The 23,485-nt window shown below is 38.4% G+C and carries 22 protein-coding genes and 2 pseudogenes; 9 read left to right on the forward strand and 15 right to left on the reverse strand.

Annotation, left to right across the window (positions count from 1 at the left end):
- Position 1: 1 nt before the first annotated feature.
- Positions 2 to 496 (reverse strand): phosphoribosylaminoimidazole carboxylase, encoded by a 495-nt coding sequence (gene purE, locus HO345_RS09230; RefSeq protein ID WP_253682638.1) that lies wholly within the window; start codon positions 494 to 496, stop codon positions 2 to 4.
- A complete protein-coding gene (locus HO345_RS09235; RefSeq protein WP_253682639.1) occupies positions 493 to 1,443 on the reverse strand; it encodes a phosphoribosylaminoimidazolesuccinocarboxamide synthase in 951 nt (316 codons plus the stop codon). Before HO345_RS09235 ends, purE begins: the two co-directional genes overlap by 4 nt.
- Before the next feature lie 154 nt (positions 1,444 to 1,597).
- Between HO345_RS09235 and HO345_RS09240 the strand changes: the two genes are divergently transcribed.
- A complete protein-coding gene (locus tag HO345_RS09240; RefSeq protein ID WP_253682640.1) occupies positions 1,598 to 2,398 on the forward strand; it encodes an SDR family NAD(P)-dependent oxidoreductase in 801 nt (266 codons plus the stop codon).
- An 82-nt stretch (positions 2,399 to 2,480) separates the two neighbouring features.
- On the opposite strand, the gene HO345_RS09245 is transcribed toward HO345_RS09240, so the two are convergent.
- Positions 2,481 to 2,876, reverse strand: a complete 396-nt coding sequence (locus tag HO345_RS09245; protein ID WP_253682641.1) for a single-stranded DNA-binding protein — start codon at positions 2,874 to 2,876, stop codon at positions 2,481 to 2,483.
- 268 nt (positions 2,877 to 3,144) lie between these two features.
- Here HO345_RS09245 and yajC point away from each other — a divergent pair, with 268 nt between their 5' ends.
- Genes yajC through secF form a run of 3 tightly spaced genes read left to right on the forward strand, consistent with a single transcriptional unit; the run spans position 3,145 to position 6,610 of the window.
- Complete coding sequence (gene yajC / locus HO345_RS09250; protein ID WP_253682642.1) at positions 3,145 to 3,558, forward strand: preprotein translocase subunit YajC; 414 nt, start codon at positions 3,145 to 3,147, stop codon at positions 3,556 to 3,558.
- A 45-nt stretch (positions 3,559 to 3,603) separates the two neighbouring features.
- Positions 3,604 to 5,367, forward strand: a complete 1,764-nt coding sequence (gene secD, locus HO345_RS09255) for a protein translocase subunit SecD (RefSeq protein WP_253682643.1) — start codon at positions 3,604 to 3,606, stop codon at positions 5,365 to 5,367.
- 1 nt (position 5,368) lies between these two features.
- Positions 5,369 to 6,610, forward strand: a complete 1,242-nt coding sequence (gene secF, locus HO345_RS09260) for a protein translocase subunit SecF (RefSeq protein WP_253682644.1) — start codon at positions 5,369 to 5,371, stop codon at positions 6,608 to 6,610.
- A 117-nt stretch (positions 6,611 to 6,727) separates the two neighbouring features.
- Here the strand turns inward: secF and HO345_RS09265 are convergent, their stop codons facing one another.
- The 12 genes and pseudogenes from HO345_RS09265 to lon all read right to left on the reverse strand — a co-directional run bounded on the left by HO345_RS09265 (position 6,728) and on the right by lon (position 17,037).
- Positions 6,728 to 7,876 (reverse strand): aminotransferase class V-fold PLP-dependent enzyme, encoded by a 1,149-nt coding sequence (locus HO345_RS09265; RefSeq protein WP_253682645.1) that lies wholly within the window; start codon positions 7,874 to 7,876, stop codon positions 6,728 to 6,730.
- Positions 7,863 to 8,186 carry a putative Se/S carrier protein gene (locus HO345_RS09270; RefSeq protein ID WP_253682646.1) on the reverse strand — a complete coding sequence of 108 codons (324 nt, stop codon included), beginning with the start codon at positions 8,184 to 8,186 and terminating at the stop codon, positions 7,863 to 7,865. The genes HO345_RS09265 and HO345_RS09270 overlap by 14 nt, the downstream gene beginning before the upstream one ends.
- 41 nt (positions 8,187 to 8,227) lie before the next feature.
- On the reverse strand, positions 8,228 to 8,821 hold the full coding sequence (yedF, locus tag HO345_RS09275; RefSeq protein WP_253682647.1) for a sulfurtransferase-like selenium metabolism protein YedF: 594 nt from the start codon (positions 8,819 to 8,821) through the stop codon (positions 8,228 to 8,230).
- Between the two features lie 95 nt (positions 8,822 to 8,916).
- On the reverse strand, positions 8,917 to 9,336 hold the full coding sequence (locus tag HO345_RS09280; RefSeq protein WP_253682648.1) for an Rrf2 family transcriptional regulator: 420 nt from the start codon (positions 9,334 to 9,336) through the stop codon (positions 8,917 to 8,919).
- 8 nt (positions 9,337 to 9,344) lie between these two features.
- A pseudogene (locus tag HO345_RS13140) lies at positions 9,345 to 9,986 on the reverse strand (SIR2 family NAD-dependent protein deacylase); the annotation flags it as partial.
- Positions 9,987 to 10,553 (reverse strand): annotated as a pseudogene (locus HO345_RS13145) (protein-ADP-ribose hydrolase); the annotation flags it as partial.
- A gap of 158 nt (positions 10,554 to 10,711) precedes the next feature.
- Complete coding sequence (locus tag HO345_RS09295; RefSeq protein ID WP_253682649.1) at positions 10,712 to 11,209, reverse strand: pyridoxamine 5'-phosphate oxidase family protein; 498 nt, start codon at positions 11,207 to 11,209, stop codon at positions 10,712 to 10,714.
- A gap of 284 nt (positions 11,210 to 11,493) precedes the next feature.
- Entirely contained in the window at positions 11,494 to 12,267 is a 774-nt protein-coding gene (locus tag HO345_RS09300) for a hypothetical protein (RefSeq protein ID WP_253682650.1), read from the reverse strand.
- 61 nt (positions 12,268 to 12,328) lie between these two features.
- Positions 12,329 to 12,889 (reverse strand): hypothetical protein, encoded by a 561-nt coding sequence (locus HO345_RS09305; protein ID WP_253682651.1) that lies wholly within the window; start codon positions 12,887 to 12,889, stop codon positions 12,329 to 12,331.
- The gene (locus tag HO345_RS09310) at positions 12,886 to 13,710 is read right to left on the reverse strand and encodes a hypothetical protein (RefSeq protein WP_253682652.1); all 825 of its coding nucleotides are present in this window, start codon (positions 13,708 to 13,710) and stop codon (positions 12,886 to 12,888) included. Before HO345_RS09310 ends, HO345_RS09305 begins: the two co-directional genes overlap by 4 nt.
- Before the next feature lie 73 nt (positions 13,711 to 13,783).
- Positions 13,784 to 14,521 (reverse strand): endonuclease/exonuclease/phosphatase family protein, encoded by a 738-nt coding sequence (locus HO345_RS09315; protein ID WP_253682653.1) that lies wholly within the window; start codon positions 14,519 to 14,521, stop codon positions 13,784 to 13,786.
- Positions 14,522 to 14,661: 140 nt separating this feature from the next.
- Positions 14,662 to 17,037 carry an endopeptidase La gene (lon, locus tag HO345_RS09320; protein WP_253682654.1) on the reverse strand — a complete coding sequence of 792 codons (2,376 nt, stop codon included), beginning with the start codon at positions 17,035 to 17,037 and terminating at the stop codon, positions 14,662 to 14,664.
- 398 nt (positions 17,038 to 17,435) lie between these two features.
- Here lon and HO345_RS09325 point away from each other — a divergent pair, with 398 nt between their 5' ends.
- The 5 genes from HO345_RS09325 (at position 17,436) to hutU (ending at position 23,408) form a co-directional block, all read left to right on the forward strand.
- Positions 17,436 to 18,113 (forward strand): class I SAM-dependent methyltransferase, encoded by a 678-nt coding sequence (locus HO345_RS09325; RefSeq protein ID WP_253682655.1) that lies wholly within the window; start codon positions 17,436 to 17,438, stop codon positions 18,111 to 18,113.
- A 66-nt stretch (positions 18,114 to 18,179) separates the two neighbouring features.
- Positions 18,180 to 19,034 (forward strand): Rpn family recombination-promoting nuclease/putative transposase, encoded by an 855-nt coding sequence (locus HO345_RS09330; RefSeq protein WP_253682656.1) that lies wholly within the window; start codon positions 18,180 to 18,182, stop codon positions 19,032 to 19,034.
- Positions 19,035 to 19,247: 213 nt separating this feature from the next.
- Entirely contained in the window at positions 19,248 to 20,594 is a 1,347-nt protein-coding gene (locus tag HO345_RS09335; RefSeq protein WP_253682657.1) for a YjiH family protein, read from the forward strand.
- 139 nt (positions 20,595 to 20,733) lie between these two features.
- On the forward strand, positions 20,734 to 21,276 hold the full coding sequence (locus HO345_RS09340; RefSeq protein ID WP_010692496.1) for a histidine phosphatase family protein: 543 nt from the start codon (positions 20,734 to 20,736) through the stop codon (positions 21,274 to 21,276).
- A 107-nt stretch (positions 21,277 to 21,383) separates the two neighbouring features.
- Positions 21,384 to 23,408 (forward strand): urocanate hydratase, encoded by a 2,025-nt coding sequence (hutU, locus tag HO345_RS09345; protein WP_253682658.1) that lies wholly within the window; start codon positions 21,384 to 21,386, stop codon positions 23,406 to 23,408.
- Positions 23,409 to 23,485 lie beyond the last annotated feature (77 nt).

The following is a 23,485-nucleotide window of genomic DNA, read 5'->3' on the forward strand; positions in this document are numbered from 1 at the left end:
TTTATTCCGCCATAAATTTATTTTTTAATTTGGAATCGTCTTCAATTATTTTTTGGGCATTTGATTCCATATAAGATTTAACTGAAGCCGCTATTTCCTTATCATAAAGAGAAAAGATTCTTGCGGCAAGGAGGGCTGCATTTTTAGGCTCCAACACCAAGGCCGGAGAAATTCCCGAGGGCATTCTAAGAGAAGAATAAATGTCTGCTCCTGCAAAACTATCGGATGTAGGAGGACAGGCTATTGTAGCCCCCTTTACAAAACCATCCACAAAGCCGGAAAGAGCATTACTTCTTCCTGCAATAGTAATATAAAGTTTCGGCCTATCAAGGGCTTCATATTCTTTTAGCATAGAAACAACATGCTCCGCCGTTTTATGAGCCGAGCCTATTCTTATAGCGTACTCGATTCCAAAGCTCTTTAACTCCGAAGCTATTTTTTCTGCATGGCCCATATCCGAAGATGAACCCATAAGTATTATTACAAGAGGTTTCACATTAAGCCTGCCTTTTTTAAGTTTTTTACTATGCGTTCTTCAGCCGGATATTCGCCCGGAACAAATTTTGATTTTGTCAATTTTTCGTAGGCCGTGATATAAAGCTGAATAGCCTCATTCCAGATATTTTCATCGAGTTCGGGGATTTCTCCGTCGCCTCGGTACCCTTTTGCTGCATAGGCCATTCTTACAAATTCTTTATCGAAGTTTTCGGGCTCCTTCCCTTCCTTTAATCTTTGTTCGTAAGTATCGAGTTTCCAATAGCGTGAAGAATCGGGGGTATGAACCTCATCTATTAAAAGAATATCATTATTTTTGTCCACACCGAATTCGTATTTTGTATCTACTAAAATCAAGCCTGCTTCTTTTGCACTTTTTTGCCCCCTTTCAAAAAGAGCAAGGGCCGCTTTTTGAACAAAGTCCCATTCTTCTTTTGACAGATAACCTTGCGAAACAACCTCATCGCAGGTAAGTCTTTCATCATGGCCTGTAGGGCCGCCCTTTGTAGTAGGGGTTATAATCGGCGTAGGAAGTGCCTGATTTTTTTTCAAGCCTTCAGGAAAATCATATCCGTATATATTTCTTTCACCTAAAGAATATCTGTACCAAAGGGCTGTAGATGTTACACCTGTAATATAGCCCCGTACAATAACCTCTATCGGGAGAGGTTTTACTTCAGTTACGATAATGCAGTTAGGATCCGGACAAGATATTATGTGATTTTTGATTATATCCTTGGTATTTTCAAACCACCAAAGAGAAAGCTGGTTTAAAACCTGTCCCTTGTATGGAAGGGCTGTAAGGACTCTGTCAAAGGCAGAAATTCTATCGGTAGTTACAATCAAGCGTTTCCCCTCTTCGGGCGAGTACCAATCCCTTACCTTTCCGGTTTGTTTTGAAGGGAGAGACAAATTAGATTCTCTAAAAGCTGCATTTCGTGAAATCATTTTAAACTCCTTAGGTTAATTTACATCGCCAAGTATATATGAAGATTTATAAATTTTCAAGTATCATATATATTTCTAAATTTTCCGATAGAAGAAAAAAAGAATTTTATCTATAATGATGAAGACTTTAATTTAGCTGAAACAGGGTATAATTATGAAAAAAATAGCGGTAGTAGCGGGAGGCTCAAGCGGTATAGGTCTTGAAATTACAAAGGCCTTGGTTCTAAAAGATTATTTTGTTTACACCATGAGCCGCAGAGAATTTTTAAGTTTACCTCAAGAAAAAAGTAAGCATATCAGCCTTGATATTACGGATGAAGAAAATCTTACAAAAGCCTTTTCCGATATTTGGGAAAAAGAAGGGCGGATTGACTTAGCCGTCTGTGCATCGGGGTTCGGTATTTCAGGCGCTGTGGAATTTACAAGCCTTGCAGAAGCAAAAAAACAAATGGATGTAAACTTTTTTGGAGCTTTTTTATTTATAAAGACTGCCGCTTCATATATGAGACCCCAATCTTTTGGAAAGATATTTGTGATCAGTTCTATAGCCGGAGAAATCGCCATTCCCTTTCAGGGCTTTTATTCGGCATCAAAGGCTGCCCTTGGCAAGCTCTTAGAAGCTTTTAGAGCGGAACTTCAGCCCTTCGGTGTTGACTGTGCCCTAATCATGCCCGGAGATGTTGCCACCCCCTTCACGGCCGCAAGAAATAAGTCAAATCTTGGGGATGATGTTTATAATGGGAGAATTTCAAAAAGCGTTTCCAAAATGGAAAAAGACGAGCAAAAGGGAATGAGCCCTGAAAGCTTAGGAAAATTCGTCGCCTCTCTCGCCGAAAAGCGGAAAGCCGGATTTTTTTATCCTTACAATTGGACTTACTCCTTTTTGCTGCTTTTATATAGAATTTTACCCCGCGGCATCGCTCTTTTTATCGTAAAAAAACTATATGCCGAATAAAGATGCTATCAAGGCCCGATGAGTGAATCACCTGTAAAGGTTTAGATAAAGAAATCATCTTAGACCTTGACAGCATAATTATTTAAAATGCCATTACTTTTTCTTCAATAAGCACCTCCTCCTTTGCCTTTGTTTTTTCGCCTGCATTTTTAAAGATGGGCTTAAACTCTACATGTTCTGCAACAACTTTTACTTTGCTGTAGTTTTTACCATCGGTACCTACCCACCTATCTTGCTTAATTCTGCCTACAACGCGGACTCCCCTGCCCTTAGCTCCGTTTTGTTCGCATAATTTTGCAAGACTTGCCCACGATTCTACATCAAAATAAGAAGTTTCCTGCACAAAAGCATCGTCTTTTTTGTAGTTTCTATTTGAAGCAATAGAAAAAGTACAGATGTCTGTTCCGTTTGCCGTAGTTTTTAAAACAGGTTCCCTAACCATGTTTCCTTCAATAATGAGTGAATTTAATGATTTCATTTTATACCTCCAAAAATCACAAAAATAACTTCAATTTGAACACTTGTTCAATAATATTTCGAAAGATTGGGCGGCGCCGCTCCCTTGCCTTCATCTAATTATAGGCTTATAAACGCAATTTTTAGTAAAATTTTTAAAAAAAAGTTTATAAAATTTAAAAAAAAAAGTTTTTTTAAAAGCTGACCTCTTATTGACTGAATGTGTAAAAATATGATATTGTATCTCCCTATATTTATATTTTAAATTACTTTAAATAAGGATGGGTTTTATGAATTTTATGCCTTTATTGGAAGGAACCGCTCAGGGCGGCTTTGCCTCCTTCGGTTTTTTAATACCAATGCTCTTGGTGTTCGTTATTTTTTATTTTTTGCTTATTCGACCGCAGAAAAAGGAACAGCAAAAAACCGAAAAGATGATTTCTCAGCTTCAAAAGGGAGATAAGATCATCACCATAGGCGGTATTCATGGTGTTGTGAGCTCAACAAAAGAAAAGACAATTATCATAAAAGTTGATGACAACTGCAAAATTGAAATTAACCGTTCTGCAGTAGGAGCCGTTTTAAAAGATGAGCCTCCTAAGCCCGATTTCGGCGGTGAAGGCGAAAAAAAGAAACCTTTATTCGGAAAAAAATCCGACGATTCCGAAAACGGCGGCACAGTTTCACAAAACGAGTCAAAATAAAACAATTTGCGGTTTTATTATTAAAACCTCAAAGGGAGATAAATAATGAGCAAAAGATTTAGGTTTATTGTTGTTCTTCTTGTCATCGCCTTGTGCTTTGTTTTCTTACACCCTACCCTTAAATGGTATTTTTGGACAAATCAAGAAGATAAGGCATTAGCCTTGGCATCAAGAGAAAAGATTAAAGATTATTCCGAAAACATGGCACGAGCTGATGTTGATAAGCTTATAGAAATGGCTGCTTCAAACTCAACAGAGCCTCTTTCGGAAAAATATGCCCCTATTATTAAAGAAGCTAAGACCCGTAGAAAGGCCTTGGATATGGAGATTCCTTCTCAATGGACGGCTCAAGAAGTTGCTGCAAGCTTTAAGCTTTCCTCAAAAGAAAAGTTTATACCCATAGCCCAGTCTATCTTAGAAACTGCGTATAGGGATTCTATTTTAGGCATAAAAAACTATCAAACAAATGCCGTTAAACTGGGACTTGACTTATCGGGCGGTATGTTGGTTATTATCAAAGCCGACTTGGATGCTGCAATTTCTGCAGATGGAGCAAGCAGCGATACAATAGCCGACTCAAAGAAGGCAGCCATGACTTTGGCCATGGACACCCTCCGAAGCCGAATAGATAAATTCGGTCTTACGGATCCCGTTATCCGCCGTCAAGGTGAAGACAGAATCTACATTGAAATGCCGGGAGCAGCCGATGCAGATAAGATAAACTCCATTATCATGGGCCGAGGTATTTTAGCCTTCCATATAGTGGATGATGAAGCTACTCAGGCATTTAGAGAATATTACCGAAACAATCCGGGAAAAACCTTTGATGCCGATTACAATCTTTTAAACCCCGAAATTATTCCTGAAGACTGTATGGTACTTGGTGTATATCACAAAGATGCCTACGGTATAGATGAAAGAGACGATAGAGAACCCTTCCTTGTCGTAAAAAAACATGCAGGTCTTGAAGGAAAACACCTCGTAAGTGTCGACACTTCAACAGATCAAAGATCCAATAACCCACTTGTAAACTTTTCTCTCGATGCTGAAGGAGCAAAAATCTTTGCAGAATTAACTACAAGCAATGTCGGAAAAAGGCTTGCCATAGTTTCGGACAATAAGATAAAATCAGCCCCAAACCTCAAGGAACCTATCACCGGAGGTTCGGGAAGCATAAGCGGAATGTCTGCAACAGAGGCAAATAACCTTAAAACCGTTTTAAGAACTGCATGGCTAAATGTTCCGCTCCAGCTTGAAACTCAGCAGGTTGTAGGAGCCAGCTTAGGCGACGAAAAGATTAATGAAGGTATTAAGGCATTGCAGTGGGGCTTAATTGCCGTCTTGATTTTTATGCTTGTATTCTATAAAGAAGCCGGAATCAATGCCTGTATTGCTCAAATTTTAAACCTTTATATCATGTTCAGTATTCTTTCAGCCTTCAATTTAACTCTTACCTTGCCCAGTATTGCAGGTATGATTTTAACTATAGGTATGGCAGTCGATGCTAACGTTGTGGTTTTTGAAAGAATAAAAGAAGAACTAAGGATTGGTAAAACAAGAGAAGCCTCCATAAACGCAGGCTTTGAACATGCCTTTTCTGCAATTATGGACTCAAACATTACAACCTTCATTGCGGCCTTCTTTTTGTCAATTCTCGGAACCGGACCGATAAAGGGCTTTGCATACAGCTTAGCCATAGGTGTTGTTTCTTCAGTATTTACCGCTTTGTTTGTTTCAAGATTAATTTTTGACTTTGGAACTCAGACATTAAAATTGGAGAAGATTCATATCAGCTGGAGGAAGTTATAAAATGAAAAAAATAATCAGTTTTTCGAAATTGTTCGTTCCGGGCATTATTTTCAGTATAGGGCTTATAGCCTTCGGAATTATAGGGTATTTTACCAAAGGAATAAATTTCGGTATTGACTTTCAGGCCGGTTTTATCGAAAAGGTAAAAATCGCCCCCACAGCAGTAGAGCTTTCCTATGAAGGACCTTTAACGGTTTCTTTTTCGCAAGGTATATCCGACATTTCGATTACTACCACCTCTCTGGATGGAGAAAACAAATCTTATGTCTTTAAGTTTGCCGATAATCCGACTCTTAAAGACTTCGCTGACGGACTTGCCTCTATTGATGGTTTAAAGGTAAAAGTTACCGCTTCGGGAAATGTGCTTCTTAAAAACTTGTTTTCCAATTCGGAATCTTCTTCCCGTCTTTCGGCTAATGTGTTTAGACTTCACCATTTGGAAAAAGGTCTTAAACCGATAAATACCGATGAGGTTCGCCATGCGCTTTCTTCAATACCCTCAGTTTCGGTTCAACAGCTGGGAACGCCTGAAGACAGGTATTTTCAGATAAGACTTGCCGATGACGGAAAATATGAAGATGCAAACAAAGAATTACGCTCGATTATAAACACTGCCTTAAATGCAGCCTACGGCCCGGAAAACATTGCAGTTATAAGTACGGACTTTGTAGGTTCCCGTTTTTCTTCTTCATTGGCACAACAGGCAATATTGCTGGTAGGCGGCGCCTTGGTTTTAATCTTTGTTTATGCAATGTTCCGTTTTCAGTGGAATTTTTCGCTTGCGGCAATTATTGCTTTGCTCCACGATACGATCGTAATGATTATGTTTATCTCATGGACACAGATGGAATTTAATTCTACGACAATAGCGGCCATTCTTACGATTATAGGTTATTCTATAAACGACACAATCGTTATCTTTGACCGTATCCGCGAAAAGATTCATCTTGAACCTAAGCTGGAATGCAAGGAAATTTTAGACAAAGCCCTGTCTGAGGTATTTACCCGAACAATTATTACAACCCTTACAACGATGGTTGCGGTTGTAGCACTGTATTTGTTTACCACCGATTCGATGAAGGATTTTGCATTAGCCTTAATTGTAGGTCTTATAAGCGGAACCTATTCATCAATCTATATCGCATCTTATTTTATTGCTCTTACCTCCAAGGGTAAAAAAGCCGGAGAGATGATTACCAGAGGCAAAAAAGCCCCCGGAGAACTTTCAGGAGCGGTTATCTAACAAGATAGAATAAATCTCAGTATAGAATTTATTCGTGTGGAGGGTTTAATACCCCGACGCTTGCGTCGGGGTTGTTGATTTTAAGTCAAGTGGCCGGTTAAAAATCGGCTGCTTTTTTTATGTATTTTGAGCTATTTGTTTTAAGGCCTCGGCAGCTTGTTTAACTTCTTCAAAGGTATTAAAAGAAGAAAAGCTAAAGCGGACTATGCCCTGTTCTTCGGTTCCGAGGGCTTTGTGTACCAAGGGAGCGCAGTGGGCACCCGGCCGGCTTGCGATGCCGAACTCTTCATCGAGGAGGCGGCTTATTTCTCCCGAGGGAATGTCTCCTATGTTTATACCTACGACCGCCCCTGTTTTTTCGCTCCAAGGATTTCCGTATATTTTAAGATTAGGAATAGTTTTAATTTCCGCGATAAAACACAATTTTAAATCGGCCAATTTCTTTTGAATGGAGGCAACTCCTGTTTCTAAAATATAGGAAGCCCCGGCATTTAAGCCCATAAAGGACGGAACATTCATGGTGCCTGCTTCAAAGATGTCGGGCATCTCTGAGGGATGAGTCTTATCAAAAGAGTGAACTCCGCTTCCTCCCGAAAAGACGGGAGCAAACTCGAAATTTCCGCTCACAATAATACCGCCCGTACCCTGAGGCCCGTAGAGCCCCTTGTGGCCGGTAAAACAAAAAATGCTTTGTCCGTATTTTGATACGTCTATAGGAATTGTACCCGCACTTTGCGAAGCATCGACAATTAAGATTAGACCGTGTTTTTTGCATATGGAATGAACATAGTCCAAATCACAGATTGAACCTATCACGTTTGAGCAGTGGTTGACAATAATGGCTTTGGTGTTTGATTTGACCTCTTTTTCGATGAGCTCATAACACAAAAAGCCGTCTTGGATAGGAATAATTGAAAGTTCGGCTCCTTCTTTTTCGAGCTGATAAAGGGGGCGCAAGACCGAGTTATGTTCAAGAACGGTGGTTATGATGTGAGTATTTTCTTTGCCTGAAAAAAGGCTTTTTATAACAAGGTTTAAGGCAGATGTAGCATTTTGACAAAGAGCAACATTTAAGAGATTTTTTATATTAAAAAGCTTTGCCAAAGTTTGCCTTGTTTTAAAAAGCTCTGTGAGCGCTGCATGGGCCGTACTATGAGCTCCTCTCCCCGGATTCCCGAATTGATGTGAAGCAATCCCCTTAAATACCTCTTGGGCCACGCTTTCAGGCTTTTGAAGGGTGGTTGCGCTATTGTCAAGATAGATCATATTTTTCCACAAACCTCTTATTTGTTTCTATTTTTAAAAGATAAGTTCCCGTATAAGGAATTTCGGCCTCGGTTAAAAGGCTTGAAGCCATTTTTATGCCTTCTTCATTTACCCGTAACACAAGCCCGCAGCCCGCAGAAATTTCAGGCGGAAGAGGAATAAGTCTCGCCTCAGTCAGCCTCCCGCTCGAAGTTTCCAATGCTGCACCATTGGAAACTTCAGCTGAAGCTGTAACTGCGTCAGCAGTTACAGCTTCAGCCGCTATCGCATGATGAGAAGACGAAAACGAAAAAACTCCGTAGGTTTTCAAATTTCTATTCCGTTACGCTTTGCCCGTTTAACTTTGGTAAACTATGGACGCACTACAAAGTGGGTGCGCATTATTTCGGTAATGCGGTACATATTTGTAGGACTTCCTACCTTGAGCTTTTCTTTAAGCCCGTAAAAGTCCAGACACAAGCCGCAAGACAGAACTTCGCAGCCTTGAGAGGCAAGAGCTTTTAGGTCGTTTATGGTTTTTTCGTTTTCGGTTGTAAGCTTTACACCCGAATTATAGCAGACAACGAACTTAGGAAGTACATCCTGTTCCGTGAGGGCATAGATAAAGCCTTCTAAAAGCTTTTTGCCGAAGCCTTCATCTCCCGAACCCATCTGATCCGAGTTTATCACAACGGCATATTCACCGCTTGAAGTTTGAGGAACGGCAACAGGATTTAAATTTACGCCGTCTTTTGCCTTTAAAAGAACTGTAAACTCTTTTTCAGAAATCTTGTTTACTTCAACCCCTATACCGAGCTGAGCCGCCATCTTTGAAAGGTTTTGAGTTGCAACCTCATTATCAACCTTGACCGAGATATTTTCTTTACCCGTATTTTCCCTGACAGCCTTTTTTGCCATAATAACGGGAATAGGACAAGCCTGTCCCATAGCATTTACTTCTATCATAAAAACCTCACAATATATTAAATTTTTAGATATATTATCATAAATGCTTATAATTAGTCAATGATGAGAATTATTTTAATATTGTTTTGCTTATATTAAATATCTTTGCTTAAATCGGCAATAGTTGTTTTGTTAAGCGAATCCTTCATTGCATTTTGGGCATCATCTAATTTAACATCAAGCACAAGATGAATTTTTCTTCCCACAAGACATTTAGGATTGGGCTTAGGATGAAAATTAAAAATATCCCTCTCTTCCTCACCCTCATTGATTGCATTATAAACATCGAGAAGCGTTATTTTATCTGCGGCTTGAGCCAAGTGCGACCCGCCGACACCTGCAGCAGTTTCTACAAGCCCCGCTTTTTGTAACTGAAGCAAAATTTTTCTTATGATAACGGCATTTACACCCGTGCTTGCCGAAATAAAATCAGAAGTAACACGCATGTCCTTTTCAAAATACATGATACATAAAAGCGTATGTACTGCTGCAGTAAACCGAACACTTATTTTCATGTTTTCAATTATACCATTTTCTTTAATACTTCGCCAATATCATCATTGATACAGATAGATTGCTTTTCTATTTTGAGAGGTACAACAGCTTCTCCAAAATTGATACAGGCATAAGCCGCATTCGGATTTTTTTCGGTCATCTGCCAAAACGGATACTTTATGATTCTGGGTGTGTTTCCGCCGACGCCGAGTTCAAGGAATAAGACTTTTCCGTCGCCTTCCTGTTCACCGTTTTTTATTATATTCCGAGTTTGCAAAAACTTTTCATATTGTTTTGATGCCTTGTGCCAGCCTTTGTCCGCTACAAAAGTGTGGTCTGCCCGAAGATTCATACTCATCGGTTTTCCGCAGACAGGACAGTGGGGAATAAGTTCTGTCGGAACTTTCATTTCATTGCGAAATTCCCACATTGCTCGGATTTGTTTTTCGTTGTCATAAGTTTCCTCATGACACGGCTCGCTGCATTGAAACAATCCGAAGTCACCCTGCGTGTAAAATAGCCGGTTCTTGTCAAAACCCGCTTTTTGAAAGCAATGGTCTACATTTGTCGTAATCACAAAATAGTCCTTATCCTTCACAAGCGCAAACAGATCTTTATAGACCGGTTTCGGCGGATCCATATAGCGGTTTATCATAATATAACGGCTCCAACAAGATTTATAGCATGAAGAAAGCAAATCGCAATCAGTTTGAGTAGGATGTCCGTCCACAATCGGGCCGACAGTATGAAGCACAAACTTACACGGCAGATTAAATGCCGGAGTGATTTTTGCTTGTCCTGTCGGCTCTTCATGCCCTTGCTTTTTTATAATCGAATCGCAGGCGGCACGGAGCCTTATTCCTGCAAATGTGTGTATGCAGTTGTCGATACAGGAGTGGCAGGGCTGCCAGCAGCCTGTCATTCCGCTGTTCGCTGCATTTACGATTGCATCAACTTTGAGTGTAGTGATGTCGCCTCGCCAAATGTAAAGATCATCACAAGCCGGAACTAAATCCGTTATGTCGGTAATTCCGCTCAATTTAATTTCTTCCTGCAAATACTCATCTTCAATATGCAAAAACTTTTCACTCGCAGGAACTGCATGACGCACATTTACAAGTGAACGAAGAAGATGTTTTTGCTCTGTTTCACTTTCAGGAATCTGCACTCCTCTGTATTGTGAATTTTCTGCGAGAAGATATTCAATTAAAAAACGCCGCCTCTCTGTTTGTGTCATAATTCACCTTCTTTAAAATTGAACAGCTAAACAAAATATCAATTTTGGAAGCTGTTCAATTCTGCCGTTTTGTAACGAAGTAAAAAAACGGCATACAATAAAGCGATGTTTGCCGAAAGGCAAACTCGTTTTGTTTTAAGCGGCACCATTTGTACCGCTTAAAACAAACATTCCTTAAAAGAAAACTCTATCGGCCTTGAAAAATCATTTCGCTCTTCCAAACCTTTTACATGACCAAGATTATTCACTGAACCGCAGATATTCTTCAAATAAAAAACTTTGAACAACGGATGTTCTTGATTGTTATTGTAAAGTTCTCGAACAAGCTTGCTTTTTTGCATTATTGCCTTTTTAATCCCGCGGATTTCTTCGCTTTCTACCGGAAATACAACTTCTGCACTGAACCGAATCAACGCTGTTGTAATTTCATCTTTCTGCAGACGGCTTCCGCACAAATCTATAAACGGCGATTTTTGTAATTCCGCATACATCGCCTTTTCGCTGTTTGTACAGAACCATAATTTATCATCACGCAAAATCATATACTGAACCGGACGTACTTTCGGCTTTCCGTCAAGCCCGATTGTAGCCATATACTGTAAGCCTATTTCATCAAGATATGCTGCGATATCGTTTATACTTAGTTTCCTTTCCATTACAACCTCATTAAAAATGCCAGGTATCTGTGTAAGTTATTCGAATCGTTGTTCTAATTAACTTACATCTATAATATACAACAAATCGCTTGTAATGTCAATAGAACTTCTGATTTTTTATGAAAAAAAATCGAAATTTAACATGATTTTTATGCAAAAAACTACTAATTGCGTAAAATCCGCTCTATTTTCTAAATATTATATTTTAAAATAAGCCTCACTATACGTACATTAATACACATAAAAGGCACACAGCTTGACTGCCTGCCGATTGCAACCCTTTGTTATGTTATTATTTCCTGTAAAACTTTTTTATAAAAAATATTAAAATTTTCTACCTTATAGGAACCGTAAATTTTTTCAAAATAATTAAAACTTTTAATATATTCATCTCTTGTAAAATCTTTTATTTTGTTTGCACCTTGCACATTTGTTATAAATATTTCAAACCCCATGGCAAAATCTTTAATATCGTCAGTTTTTATTTTTTTTAAGTATTTTCCGTTTTTATATAATCCTAATGCTTTCTCAATAAGTTCTTTATCATAAAGCAGAAGTATGGAGATGAAATTTATTAAATCAATATTTTCAAAAAGTAATTTTTTATATTCATCGGCTTTTTCACTTTTTAAATAGAATAATTCTCTAAGACATCTGGAAGTTAATATAGGATTTTTTTTGTAATACTCATCAATAAAAGCTCTTTCTAAATATTTGCAATTACTTTTGTTTTGCATTTTTGCAAATGCTAAAATTGCACCTTCCTTTTTAAATAGAAAATCAGAGTATAAATATACTGAAAATTTTTCACAAAAATCAATTTCCTTCAATTTTGAATCTATATATTCAAAATCTTTGTCATTGACATTTAAAGTAACATATAAATCAATTAAAAATACTATGATATTTGAAAAAATAAAGTCATTTTCAGTTTTTTGATCTATATCGATCAACTTATATAAATCAAACGGTATATTGAGGATTTCATCTTTAGAAAAATATTTATAGAATTCCTTACAGTCATATAATCCACTAGAAAAAACTTCGTTTATATTCATTACTCCAACGCCTCAATGCAAGTGTTATACATTTAATTAAGCTTCAAAAACACAGTTTTTGTCAGTTTAAACCGGTTGTTGAATGTTCCTGACTCATTGCTTTTTGCTCCAAGATTCCTACTATTCTTTTGATTATATTTTTAAAATATTCAGCCCATTCTTTTATATCTTTTTCTTCAATATATCTAAGCCAAATGTCCATATCATTATTATATACATCTTTTACGGGTTCGTAATTTTTCAAAAACCATTTTTTAATATCATCAGACATATTTAGCAATGGATAATTTGAAGGCGGCTTTTTCATTTTTTTTCTTATTTCATTCTCTTTTTTTGTAATGTATTTTAATTCTTCTTGTGTTAAATAATGACTTATTCTATTCCTCTCAATAGCCTTAGCGCCTATTCCATCTGTTTCACTTAACTGAAATTCGATGACAAATTTTGATCCTGTATAAAAATTAAAAGCGCTTTGAGCACATTGAAACCAAAATATTACATATAATTCGTTTATTTGCTTATAAAAACCAAGCATTCCGCCTTTAGTCTTTTTATATCCTAATGCTTTAAAATCTTCCTTAATTGTTACATTTATAGTTTTATATACTTCAGTTGATTTCATTTTTTCTCCTTATATTCTATCATTTCTTTATTCAAAAATACATTTGCATAATATTCATATTCTCTTAGTTCCGGATATTTTTGAAAATCAATATATGGAGCTTTACAATAGGGACATCTAAAAGGATTGTAAAATTTAAATCTTCCATATCCTTTTTTTTCTAATTGAGAATCAATTCTTTTTACCGATTCTTCTGAAATATTTTTACATAACTGACCAGGCATATCTTCAATTGCATCATAGGGTACCATTAAAGTTTCGCTGCCATCATCTGAATAAAAATACTGGAAATAACCATTTCCTGCATGGTAACTATGAATATTAAAACTTTTTTTGCATTCGTCGCAAATACAGCATAATCTGAAATTTGAAGGAGTTATAAATCCCGAAAAATGTAAGCCTCTGCTGAATAATCCCATTCCCTTATTTTCCTGATTATCATTATTATATGCATTTAATAAAACCGGCTGAAATCTTATTCCGTTTATCTGATTGATTTTCTTTTCTGTTTTAAATGGACTATCATCAATTTCGCCATCGATCATCAGACCAAAATTATTTAAGATCCGGATGCATAAATGAAGAAATTTCAGACTTGAAAAATTACTTTTATTTCGGGATTCAATTATATAATTTGCTATACATTTATTATCTTTAAAAATTATTAATTCATTACTTACTAGTTCCATTGCTGTTTTCACATTAACAACTTCAACTAATTCTTTTGGCGATATTTTTGAATTATTAATTTCTTTTTCTAATTCAGAGAAATCAATATTTATTTTATTTTTATTTATTGTAATTACTTTTTTTTCTAACATTTTTTCCTGCTACATGTGCCCAAGAGAGGGAGTCCATATACCTAACGCTTAACCTGCAAAAATGTAGTTTTTATCAGCTCGAACCAGTTGTTAGGTAATCTTTATATTCCCAAAATATTGGACAATGATCACTTATATACTTATCTGTTTTTAAATCTTTAATCATATTCCAAGGAATAATTGTAAATGTTTTTGTTTTATCTATATATTCGATTGGAGCAAAAATATAGTCGATATGGTTTGGTTTTAATTTATTATATAGATGATAGCTTGTATATTCCGTTTCTTTTCCATGTTCGATTTTATTTTTACGATGATAAACGCTACATATCCCTTTTTTATTAAGCATTTCTACTAAATCTGAATGTTTCCACCATGCATCATATTTGTTATCATCCCATTTAGTATTACTATTAAAATCTCCAAGTATTATAGGGTTTTTATCCAAAAAACTCCTATTCATTTCGAGATAAAAATAAAGTTGTCCAATATAATCCAAAACACTATTACGATCACCTTTTGTCCACACAGCAATAAAAAATTGATCATTCGATATAAACGGAATAAATTCATCAAGTCTAATATTATTATATTTATTTATTTTATTATCAGGAATTATTTTTATTTCATACTTACTATAAATACCTATTTCTTTTGAATCTGATAAACCTTCCCAATAATCGTATTTATACTCTTCAAGCTTTTGATTCTTACCAGACTCAGGAATAACCAAAATATCTGAATCAAATTGTGATATATATTTATATTTATTAGCAATATTCTCACAACAATTCCATATTATTATCTTCATTAATTAATCCTCACGAAAGCGTGTTCAACCTAATGTTAAACCATAATCATTTACTCTTCAAGTACTTAACCTAATAATATCAACTATGTTTCCTAAACCGAAGCTATTTTAGTTTTTGATTATACTTAAAATCCGGTCGCCTATCTTTTTTTCTTCGTCAACGCGCCCCTAAAGGCTATATCCAAAACTTCTTCAACATGGCTTACGGGGTAGAACTTAATGCCCTTTTTAATGTATTCGGGGATTTCGTCCAAGTCCCTTGTGTTAGTCTGAGGAATGATGACTTCCCTTATACCGTTGCGGCGGGCGGCGATTGTTTTTTCTTTTAGGCCGCCTATGGCAAGAACCTGTCCTGTAAGCGAAAGCTCTCCGGTCATTGCAAGTTTAGGCTTGATAGTTTTCCCTGAAAAGAGAGATAAAAGAGCTGTGGCCATAGTGATACCTGCGGACGGGCCGTCCTTGGGAGTCGCTCCCTCGGGCAGGTGAAGGTGAATTATATTTTTTTCGAACCATTCCGTTTTTTTTATTTTTTGGTTTACGGCAAACATTCGAGTCCATGAAAGGGCTATGCCTGCGGATTCTTTCATAACATTTCCGGCTTGACCTGTGAGCTTAAAGCCGCCCTTTCCAGCCATCGATGCAGTTTCTATCAAAAGAGTGTCTCCGCCCATAGATGTCCATGCAAGACCTATCGAGGTACCGGGGACATCGGCCTTTTTAATATCGTCATCGCGGAAGATAACCTTGCCCAGCATCTTTTCAATGTCGGCCTTTGTTACGATCAGCTTTTCGTCTTCTTTTCTTTTACCGTTTACAATTTCGGTTGCAACCTTGCGGTGAATTTTATCCAGCTTCTTTTCAAAGTTGCGCACTCCGGCTTCCCTTGCATAAGAGTTGGCAATGTAAAGGAGCATATCCTGACTGTAGACTACCTGATTCTTTTTAAGGCCGTGCTTTTCAAGACTTTTCGGAATAAGGTGTTTTTTTGCTATCTGCACCTTTTCGGAATCGATGTAGCCCGAAAGCTTTATTACCTCGGCCCTGTCCAAAAGAGGACGGGGAATGGAATCGAGGGTGTTTGCCGTGAGAATAAAAACTATGTTGGAAAGGTCAAAGGGCAAATCCAAATAGTGGTCTCTAAAGTTTATATTTTGCTCCGGATCCAAAACTTCAAGGAGAGCACTTGAAGGGTCACCCTGATAGCTTTGTCCCATCTTATCGACCTCGTCTATCATAAAAACGGGAGAATTGGTTTTTACTATCTTTAAGCCCTGGAGGATTTTACCGGGCATGGCTCCTATGTAGGTTCTTCGGTGCCCCTTTATTTCGGCCTCATCCCTCATGCCTCCGACCGAAAACCTAAAGAAGGGCTTGGACATAGCTCTGGCTATGGACATGCCGACGCTCGTTTTACCTACACCGGGCGGGCCCAACAAAAGAATAATCGAACCCTTGGTGTCCTTCTTTAATTTACGCACTGAAAGATATTCTATTATTCGGGTCTTTACGTCTTCAAGTCCGTAGTGATCCTTGTTTAAAATCTTTTGAGCTTTTGCAATATCGTATTCTTCGGGCTCTGAATTTTTCCACGGAAGGGAAAGAATGGTTTCCAAATAATTGCGGGTAACTATGTATTCGGAAGAATATGGGTCGAGCATCTTAAATTTTTCAAACTCGGAGTCCACAGCCTCTTTTACCTCTCCGGTAAACTGAAACTCTTCTATCCTCTTTGCAAAATTTTCTTCTTCATTGGTCTTAGGATCTGTGGTCAGCCCCAATTCTTCTTTGATGGATTTAAGTTCTTCCCTTAAAAAATAATCGCGCTGATTTTTTTCGACGCGCATGTTAAGGTCATCCTGTATCTTGCGCTGAACCTGTAAAAGTTCTTGTTCTTTTTTGATATGAACAAAGACCTCTTCCATTCTCTTTTTTACGTTTAGAGTTTCAAGAATCTTTTGCTGATCTTCTTTTTGAATGTTTAAGATACTTGCGATAAAGTCGGCTATTTTTCCGGGATGATCAATATTGATCATATTGAGCCTCATCTCTTCGGAAAATAAGGGATTGTTTTCAGAAAGCTGCTTCATCTCGCTTATTAGAGCTCTGGTAAGGGCTTCCACCTCATGGTTTTTTTCTTCTTCATCATCCAGATATTGAACGGCTACGACTATCGGATTTGTATCGTTTACGGTTTTGCGTATCTTAAAGCGTTTTTGAGTGGCTATAAAAACGTTGAGTCCGCCGTCTGGCAGATTTATCTTACGCACGATTTTTGCGGCACAGCCTACCTTGTATAAGTCCTTGGCTTGAGGGTTTTCTATATTGTTTTTAAGAAGGGTAAGCCCTATAAAACCGTCGCCGGCATAGGCATCTTCAATTGACTTTATGTCTTCGGGGGCATTAATTAAAAGCGGCGTAAAAATGCCGGGAAAAATCGGCCTGCCGCTCAAAGGGACAATATTCAACTTTTGAGGCAGCAAGCTTTCTATCGGAACAATTTCTTTTTTATCACTCATTCTTTAAATATCTCAATAATTTAAAAAAAAGTCAATCGGAAAAGATGATTATTAAATGTCAAAATATACGCCTGTCTTTGACATAATCGGATATATCTTTGTGCCATTTATGTGGCTGATACAACTGCCGGAACCTGTGCTTGGAGATTCCTTTAAAATTGAACGGTCCCTATCCTTGCATTATCTCCCGCAGCATGCTATTATATCACTGAGGAAAACATTTTAGCGAAATTGTAGTGAATAAAAGACCGTAACCTCTCGTACTCGGCCTTAGCTCATCAACAAAATTTTAATTTTTTTTAAATAAAATTAAATAAAATCTTGACAAAACGGGGGGGGGGGGGGGGTAGAATAATATTATAGAATTAATAACAAATAATAAAAATTAGGAGGCCGATATGAAAAATGAAGACAATTATTATGCACAGAATTTAAATGCACAAAAATTATTCCGAGTATACGACACGGCACTTCCCCGTGTGCGGCAATACCTCAATGAAGAAATAAATTTTATCAAACGGAATTTAACCGGAACCGAATCGGTTTTGGAAGTCGGCTGCGGGTATGGGAGAATATTAAAAGAATTATCTCCGTATGCAAAGCGTCTTATCGGTATCGACATTTCCGAAGATTCTGTCGCTTTTGCAAAAGAATTTTTAAAAGATAGTTCCAACGCAACAGTGCAGGCGGCGGATGCTTATAACCTTGCGTTTAATGGTGAATTTGACATGGTACTCTGTTTGCAAAACGGACTTTCCGCAATTAAAGGTTCTGCAGAACGCCTTATTACCGTATGTGTCCAAAGTCTCAAGAAAGGCGGAAAAGCCTTTTTCAGCACCTATAGCGGAAAATTCTGGAAAGATCGGCTTGAATGGTTTCGGGAACAGGCGGATAAAAAGCTTTTAGGCGAAATCGATGAAGAAAAAACAAAGGACGGTATCATTATCTGCAAAGACGGTTTTAAGGCGGTAACCTTTACCGAAGAAGAACTTAAAAAACTCGGCATTCAATCGGGTTTTCGGTATGAGATAAAAGAGATAGATAAATCAAGCTTGTTTTTAATATTGACAAAATAGATATAAGGAATATGCCTTACAAAAGTGTAAAGACTGTGATATACTAATAGATAAGGGGGATACTTTATGGCAAAACACAATCGCCGGTACAAAGACTCGGTATTCGTAGATTTATTCAGCGAAGATAAAACCGCCAAAGCCAACTTTTTATCGCTCTACAATGCACTGCACGGCACACACCTTGATTCTTCGGCGGAATTGAAGCCGCTTAAACTTGAACAGGCGATGTATACAAAATTGTCCAATGATGTATCGTGTCTGATTGATAATAAAATCATTGTGCTGGCAGAACACCAATCGACTATAAATGAAAATATGCCTTTGCGCTGCTTACAATATGTAGCACGTCTGTACGAACAAATTCAAGACCCGAAAGCAAAATATTACAGAACCTTGCAAAAAATTCCCATACCTGAATTTTACGTCTTCTATAACGGCAAGGCAAAATATCCGGCTCAGAAAACGCTCAAACTTTCAGAGGCCTACATCGCAAAATCGGAACAAGTTCCGCTGGAACTAACGGTTCAAGTGCTTAATATTAACACAGACAAAGCGAATAAGATTTTAATGACCTGTAAACCATTGGAAGAATACAGCCTGTTTGTAGAAGCCGTACGCCGCCATACCGCGCTTGATAAAGAAAAAGGCTTTGAAAGTGCTATAAAAGAATGCATCCAAAACGGCATTTTAAAAGAATATCTACAAAGAAAATCACGGGAGGTGATAAATATGTTACTGGCAGAATATGACTATGATACTGATATAGCGGTGCAGCGTGAGGAAAGCCTAATGATTGGAATACAGCAAGGCTCATACCAAAAAGCTCTTGAAACGGCTGCAGCATTTAAACGGCTTGGGGTTGATATTGTTAAAATAGCCGAAGGAACAGGCTTAAGCCGTGAAGAAATCGAAAAGCTTTAAAATGTGAGGTAATCAATATGTTGCCGGCATAATATGATTATGATAAGGAGATATGATAAACAGTTCGGCAGGAATTCAGCCTCACTGTTTATCTGCCGAGTTTGCCTTTCGGCAAACGTCGCATTATTGTATGCAGTTTGTAAACAAACTGCGTGAAAAAACTTTTTTCAGGATTTGATAATCCTTGCAAAAAGTTTTTATGGGAGAATTTTTATGAGTGACGAAAAAAGAAACGGAACAGCTGTTTCCGAAGGAAAGACGGAACCGAAAACTATAATCCGGTTTGTGGTTTATAGTTTGATCGGTATTTTTATGTTTTTTATTCCGATTGCAATCGGCGGAAAAAAGACGATTCCATTGGATCATATTGTGGGATTGATTCAAAAGATTCCATATTATGCAAAGTACTGGGGGCTTTTGCTTTGCTGCGTGGGCGTAGTTTTTCCATTTATAACAGGTTCATGGAAAAAGACCAAGGTAAAAATGGTGTTTTCCATTATCAACATTCTTGCAATCCCCTTTGCAATTATGACGGTATTCAATGTAGGGCCTGAAGCTCTTTTAGCCAAAGGAATGTTGCCTTTTATTTACGGTAAAATTGTAGTTCCGGTCACAACCATCGTTCCTATAGGCTCGGTATTTTTGGCCTTTATCGTCGGCTACGGCCTCATGGAATTTGTAGGAGTCTTTATGCGACCCATAATGAAACCTGTTTGGAAAACGCCCGGCCGCAGTGCTATTGATGCCGTAGCTTCTTTTGTAGGAAGCTATTCTATAGCCTTGCTCATTACAAACCGTGTTTACAAAGAAGGAAAATACACAAATAAAGAAGCTGCAATTATCGCTACGGGCTTTTCGACCGTGTCCGCAACATTTATGATAATAGTTGCAAAAACACTCGGCTTTATGGAACACTGGAACTTCTATTTTTGGACAACAGTTATAGTCACCTTTATCGTAACGGCAATTACTGCAAGAATATATCCTCTATCCAAAAAAGCCGACTCCTATTATGAAAATCAAAAGGGCGATATTGAAACCGATGTAAAGGGGAATAAATTTAAAATTGCCTTGGGAGAAGCCGTAAAGGTTTGTTCTGCAGCCCCTTCCCTGCCGCAAAACGTAAAAATAAATTTGCTTGACGGTATAAAACTTGCAATAGGTTTGGCTCCGTCTTTAATGGCGATCGGAAGTTTGGGGCTTATCATTGCAAAATATACGCCTGTCTTTGACATAATCGGATATATCTTTGTGCCATTTACGTGGCTGATACAACTGCCTGAGCCCGTTCTTGCGGCAAAAGCTCTTGCCACAAGCATTGCGGAAATGTTTTTGCCTGCTCCATTAGTTGCAAATGCTTCGGCAGGTACAAGGCTTGTAGTAGCTGTAGCCTGCGTTTCGGAAATCTTATTTTTCTCGGCATCTATCCCCTGTATGATGAGCACGGAGATTCCATTAAAGATGAAGGACTATCTTATCATCTGGGTTGAAAGGGTTATCCTTTCGATTCTGTTGACGGCACCCTTTGTATATTTGTTTACATATATAATTGCAAAATAAGTGCTAAAACTGAAAGATGTGCCGACATCATATCTCACTGAAGAAAAATGCTGTTTTTGTCATTTTTCTTCAGTGAGAAGGATAGCAAATTGAACGGTTCCTACTTGTTCTTTAAGCTTAAAAACCATATAATTTTTGCATGAAACTTTTTGTTGTACGTCACGGTGAAACTGACTGGAATTCTAAGATGATGGCTTGCGGTGTTTCCGAAGCCTCTCTTACCGAAAAAGGAAAAGCCCAAGCAAAAGAACTCGCCGAACGCCTTGCTGCCGAACAGGATAAAAATAAGATCAGCTTTATCTATGTGTCCCCGCTTAAAAGAGCCATAGCAACGGCAGCTTATATCGAAAAAGCTTTGGGTATAAAAGCAAAAATAGATGAACGCTTAAAAGAAATAAATTTTGGAACTTTTGAAGGTGATGATTGGAGAAAACCTGAATTTTTAAAAATAACCGACAGTCCTTTTTTTAGATTTCCGCAAGGAGAATCCTTGGTGCAAATTGCACACCGTGCCTACGGTATGATTGAAGAGGTCAAAGCAAAACACAAAAATGAAAACGTGCTTTTTGTTTGTCATGGAATGATAAGCACTATGATTTGCACATATTTTAAATCTTATTCAAAAGAAGAACTGGAAAAGATAGAAATCAAAAACTGCCAGCTTCTTGAATTTGAATTATAAAATTAAAATAAATCTTGCATATTTTAAGTCTTCATGTTATACTTAAGCTCTATAAAAGGCAATTATTTAACTTTTATCAGTTTTAATATTTAAAGGAGAAAACTATTATGATTACAAACAAAGAAATCGCATCTGCGATGACAATCAAACTTGATGCAACGCTTCCTCCCGACCCTGTTTTTGAAAAGGGAATCAGGCGGGCACCGAGCAGGGGCTTTAACTTGACAAAGGCTCAAACGGAAACGGCCTTAAAAAACGCCCTCCGCTATGTGCCGGAAGAACTTCACGAAAAGCTCGCTCCTGAGTTTTTGGATGAGCTTTTTACCTACGGCCGAATTTATGCTTACCGCTATCGTCCGGCAGGGAACATCTACGGAAAACCCATAAATGAGTACAAGGGCAAGTGCCTTGCAGCAAAGGCTATGCAGGTTATGATAGACAATAACCTTGACTTCGATGTCGCCCTCTACCCCTATGAGCTTGTAACCTACGGTGAAACAGGTTCTGTCTGCCATGACTGGCTCCAGTACCGCCTCATAAAAAAATACTTGGAAGAATTAACCGAAGATCAAACCCTCGTTATGGAATCGGGGCATCCGTTAGGCCTCTTCCCTTCAAAGCCTGAAGCTCCGAGGGTTATAATTACAAACGGCCTTATGATAGGTATGTTTGACAATTACAAGGACTGGGAAGTTGCAGAAGAAATGGGCGTTGCCAACTACGGTCAGATGACGGCAGGCGGCTGGATGTATATCGGCCCTCAGGGTATCGTTCACGGAACATTTAATACAATCCTCACAGCAGGCCGTAAGGAACTGGGAGTCGCAAGCGACGGTGACTTAAAGGGAAAGCTATTTATTTCTTCCGGCTTGGGCGGAATGTCGGGAGCCCAACCCAAGGCCTGCGAAATAGCAAATGCCGTCGGTGTTTTTGCCGAAGTCGATAAATCGAGAATCAATACCCGTCTTGAACAAGGCTGGGTTCACGAAATGTCAGATAACTTGGATGAAATCTTTAAAAAGGTAGACGAGTACCTAAAAAAGAAGGAGCCTATCTCAATCGCTTATCACGGCAACATTGTAGACCTTCTTCAATATTGTGTAGACAAAAATGTTCACATCGACCTCCTTTCGGATCAAACCTCCTGCCATGCACCCTATGAGGGAGGCTATTGTCCCGAAAAGATGACCTTTGAAGAAAGAACTAAGCTCCTCTATGAAAACCGCGAAGAATTCTGCAAGAGGGTAGATTCTACATTAAAGCACCACTTTGAGCTTATCAAAATTCTTTCTTCGAGAGGAACATACTTTTTCGACTACGGAAACTCCTTCCTCAAAGCCGTATTTGATGCAGGCGCAAAGGATGTTTCTAAAAACGGAATCGATGAAAAAGACGGCTTTATCTTCCCCTCTTATGTAGAAGACCTTATGGGACCCGAACTCTTTGACTACGGTTACGGCCCCTTCCGCTGGGTATGCTTATCAGGAAAACCTGAAGACTTGGACAAGACGGATGCCGCCGCAATGAGCTGCATTAACCCCGACCGCCGCGGACAGGACAGGGACAACTACTACTGGGTACGCGATGCCAAAAAGAATAAGCTCGTTGTAGGAACTCAGGCCAGAATTCTTTATCAGGATGCTGAAGGAAGACGCGATATTGCCTTAAAGTTTAACGAAATGGTTCGCAAGGGCGAAATCGGCCCCGTTATGATGGGACGAGACCACCACGACGTAAGCGGCACCGATTCGCCTTTCCGCGAAACTTCCAATATCAAGGACGGAAGTAATGTAATGGCAGACATGGCCGTACAGTGCTATGCCGGAAATGCAGCCAGAGGAATGAGCCTTGTAGCTCTCCACAACGGCGGCGGTGTAGGTATCGGAAAATCCATTAACGGAGGTTTCGGCCTCGTGCTTGACGGAAGCGAGCGTGTCGACGAAATAATCAAATCGGCCATTATGTGGGACGTAATGGGAGGCGTAGCCCGCCGAAACTGGGCCCGCAACGAAAACTCCATTACCACCAGTATCGAATACAACAAAAACTATTCAAAAGGCCACATCACTATTCCTTATGTTGCTAAAGACGAGTTCGTAAAAAAACTGGTCGAGCAAAAATATAAAAAATAAAACGGCTGATACCAAAAGACTCCGGGCAGTTAAAGCTGCCTGGAGTCTTTAGCCGGAATCTCAAAACGCCCTCTACT

It is taken from the genome of Treponema denticola, from assembly GCF_024181645.1.
Lineage (GTDB): Bacteria > Spirochaetota > Spirochaetia > Treponematales > Treponemataceae > Treponema_B > Treponema_B denticola_A.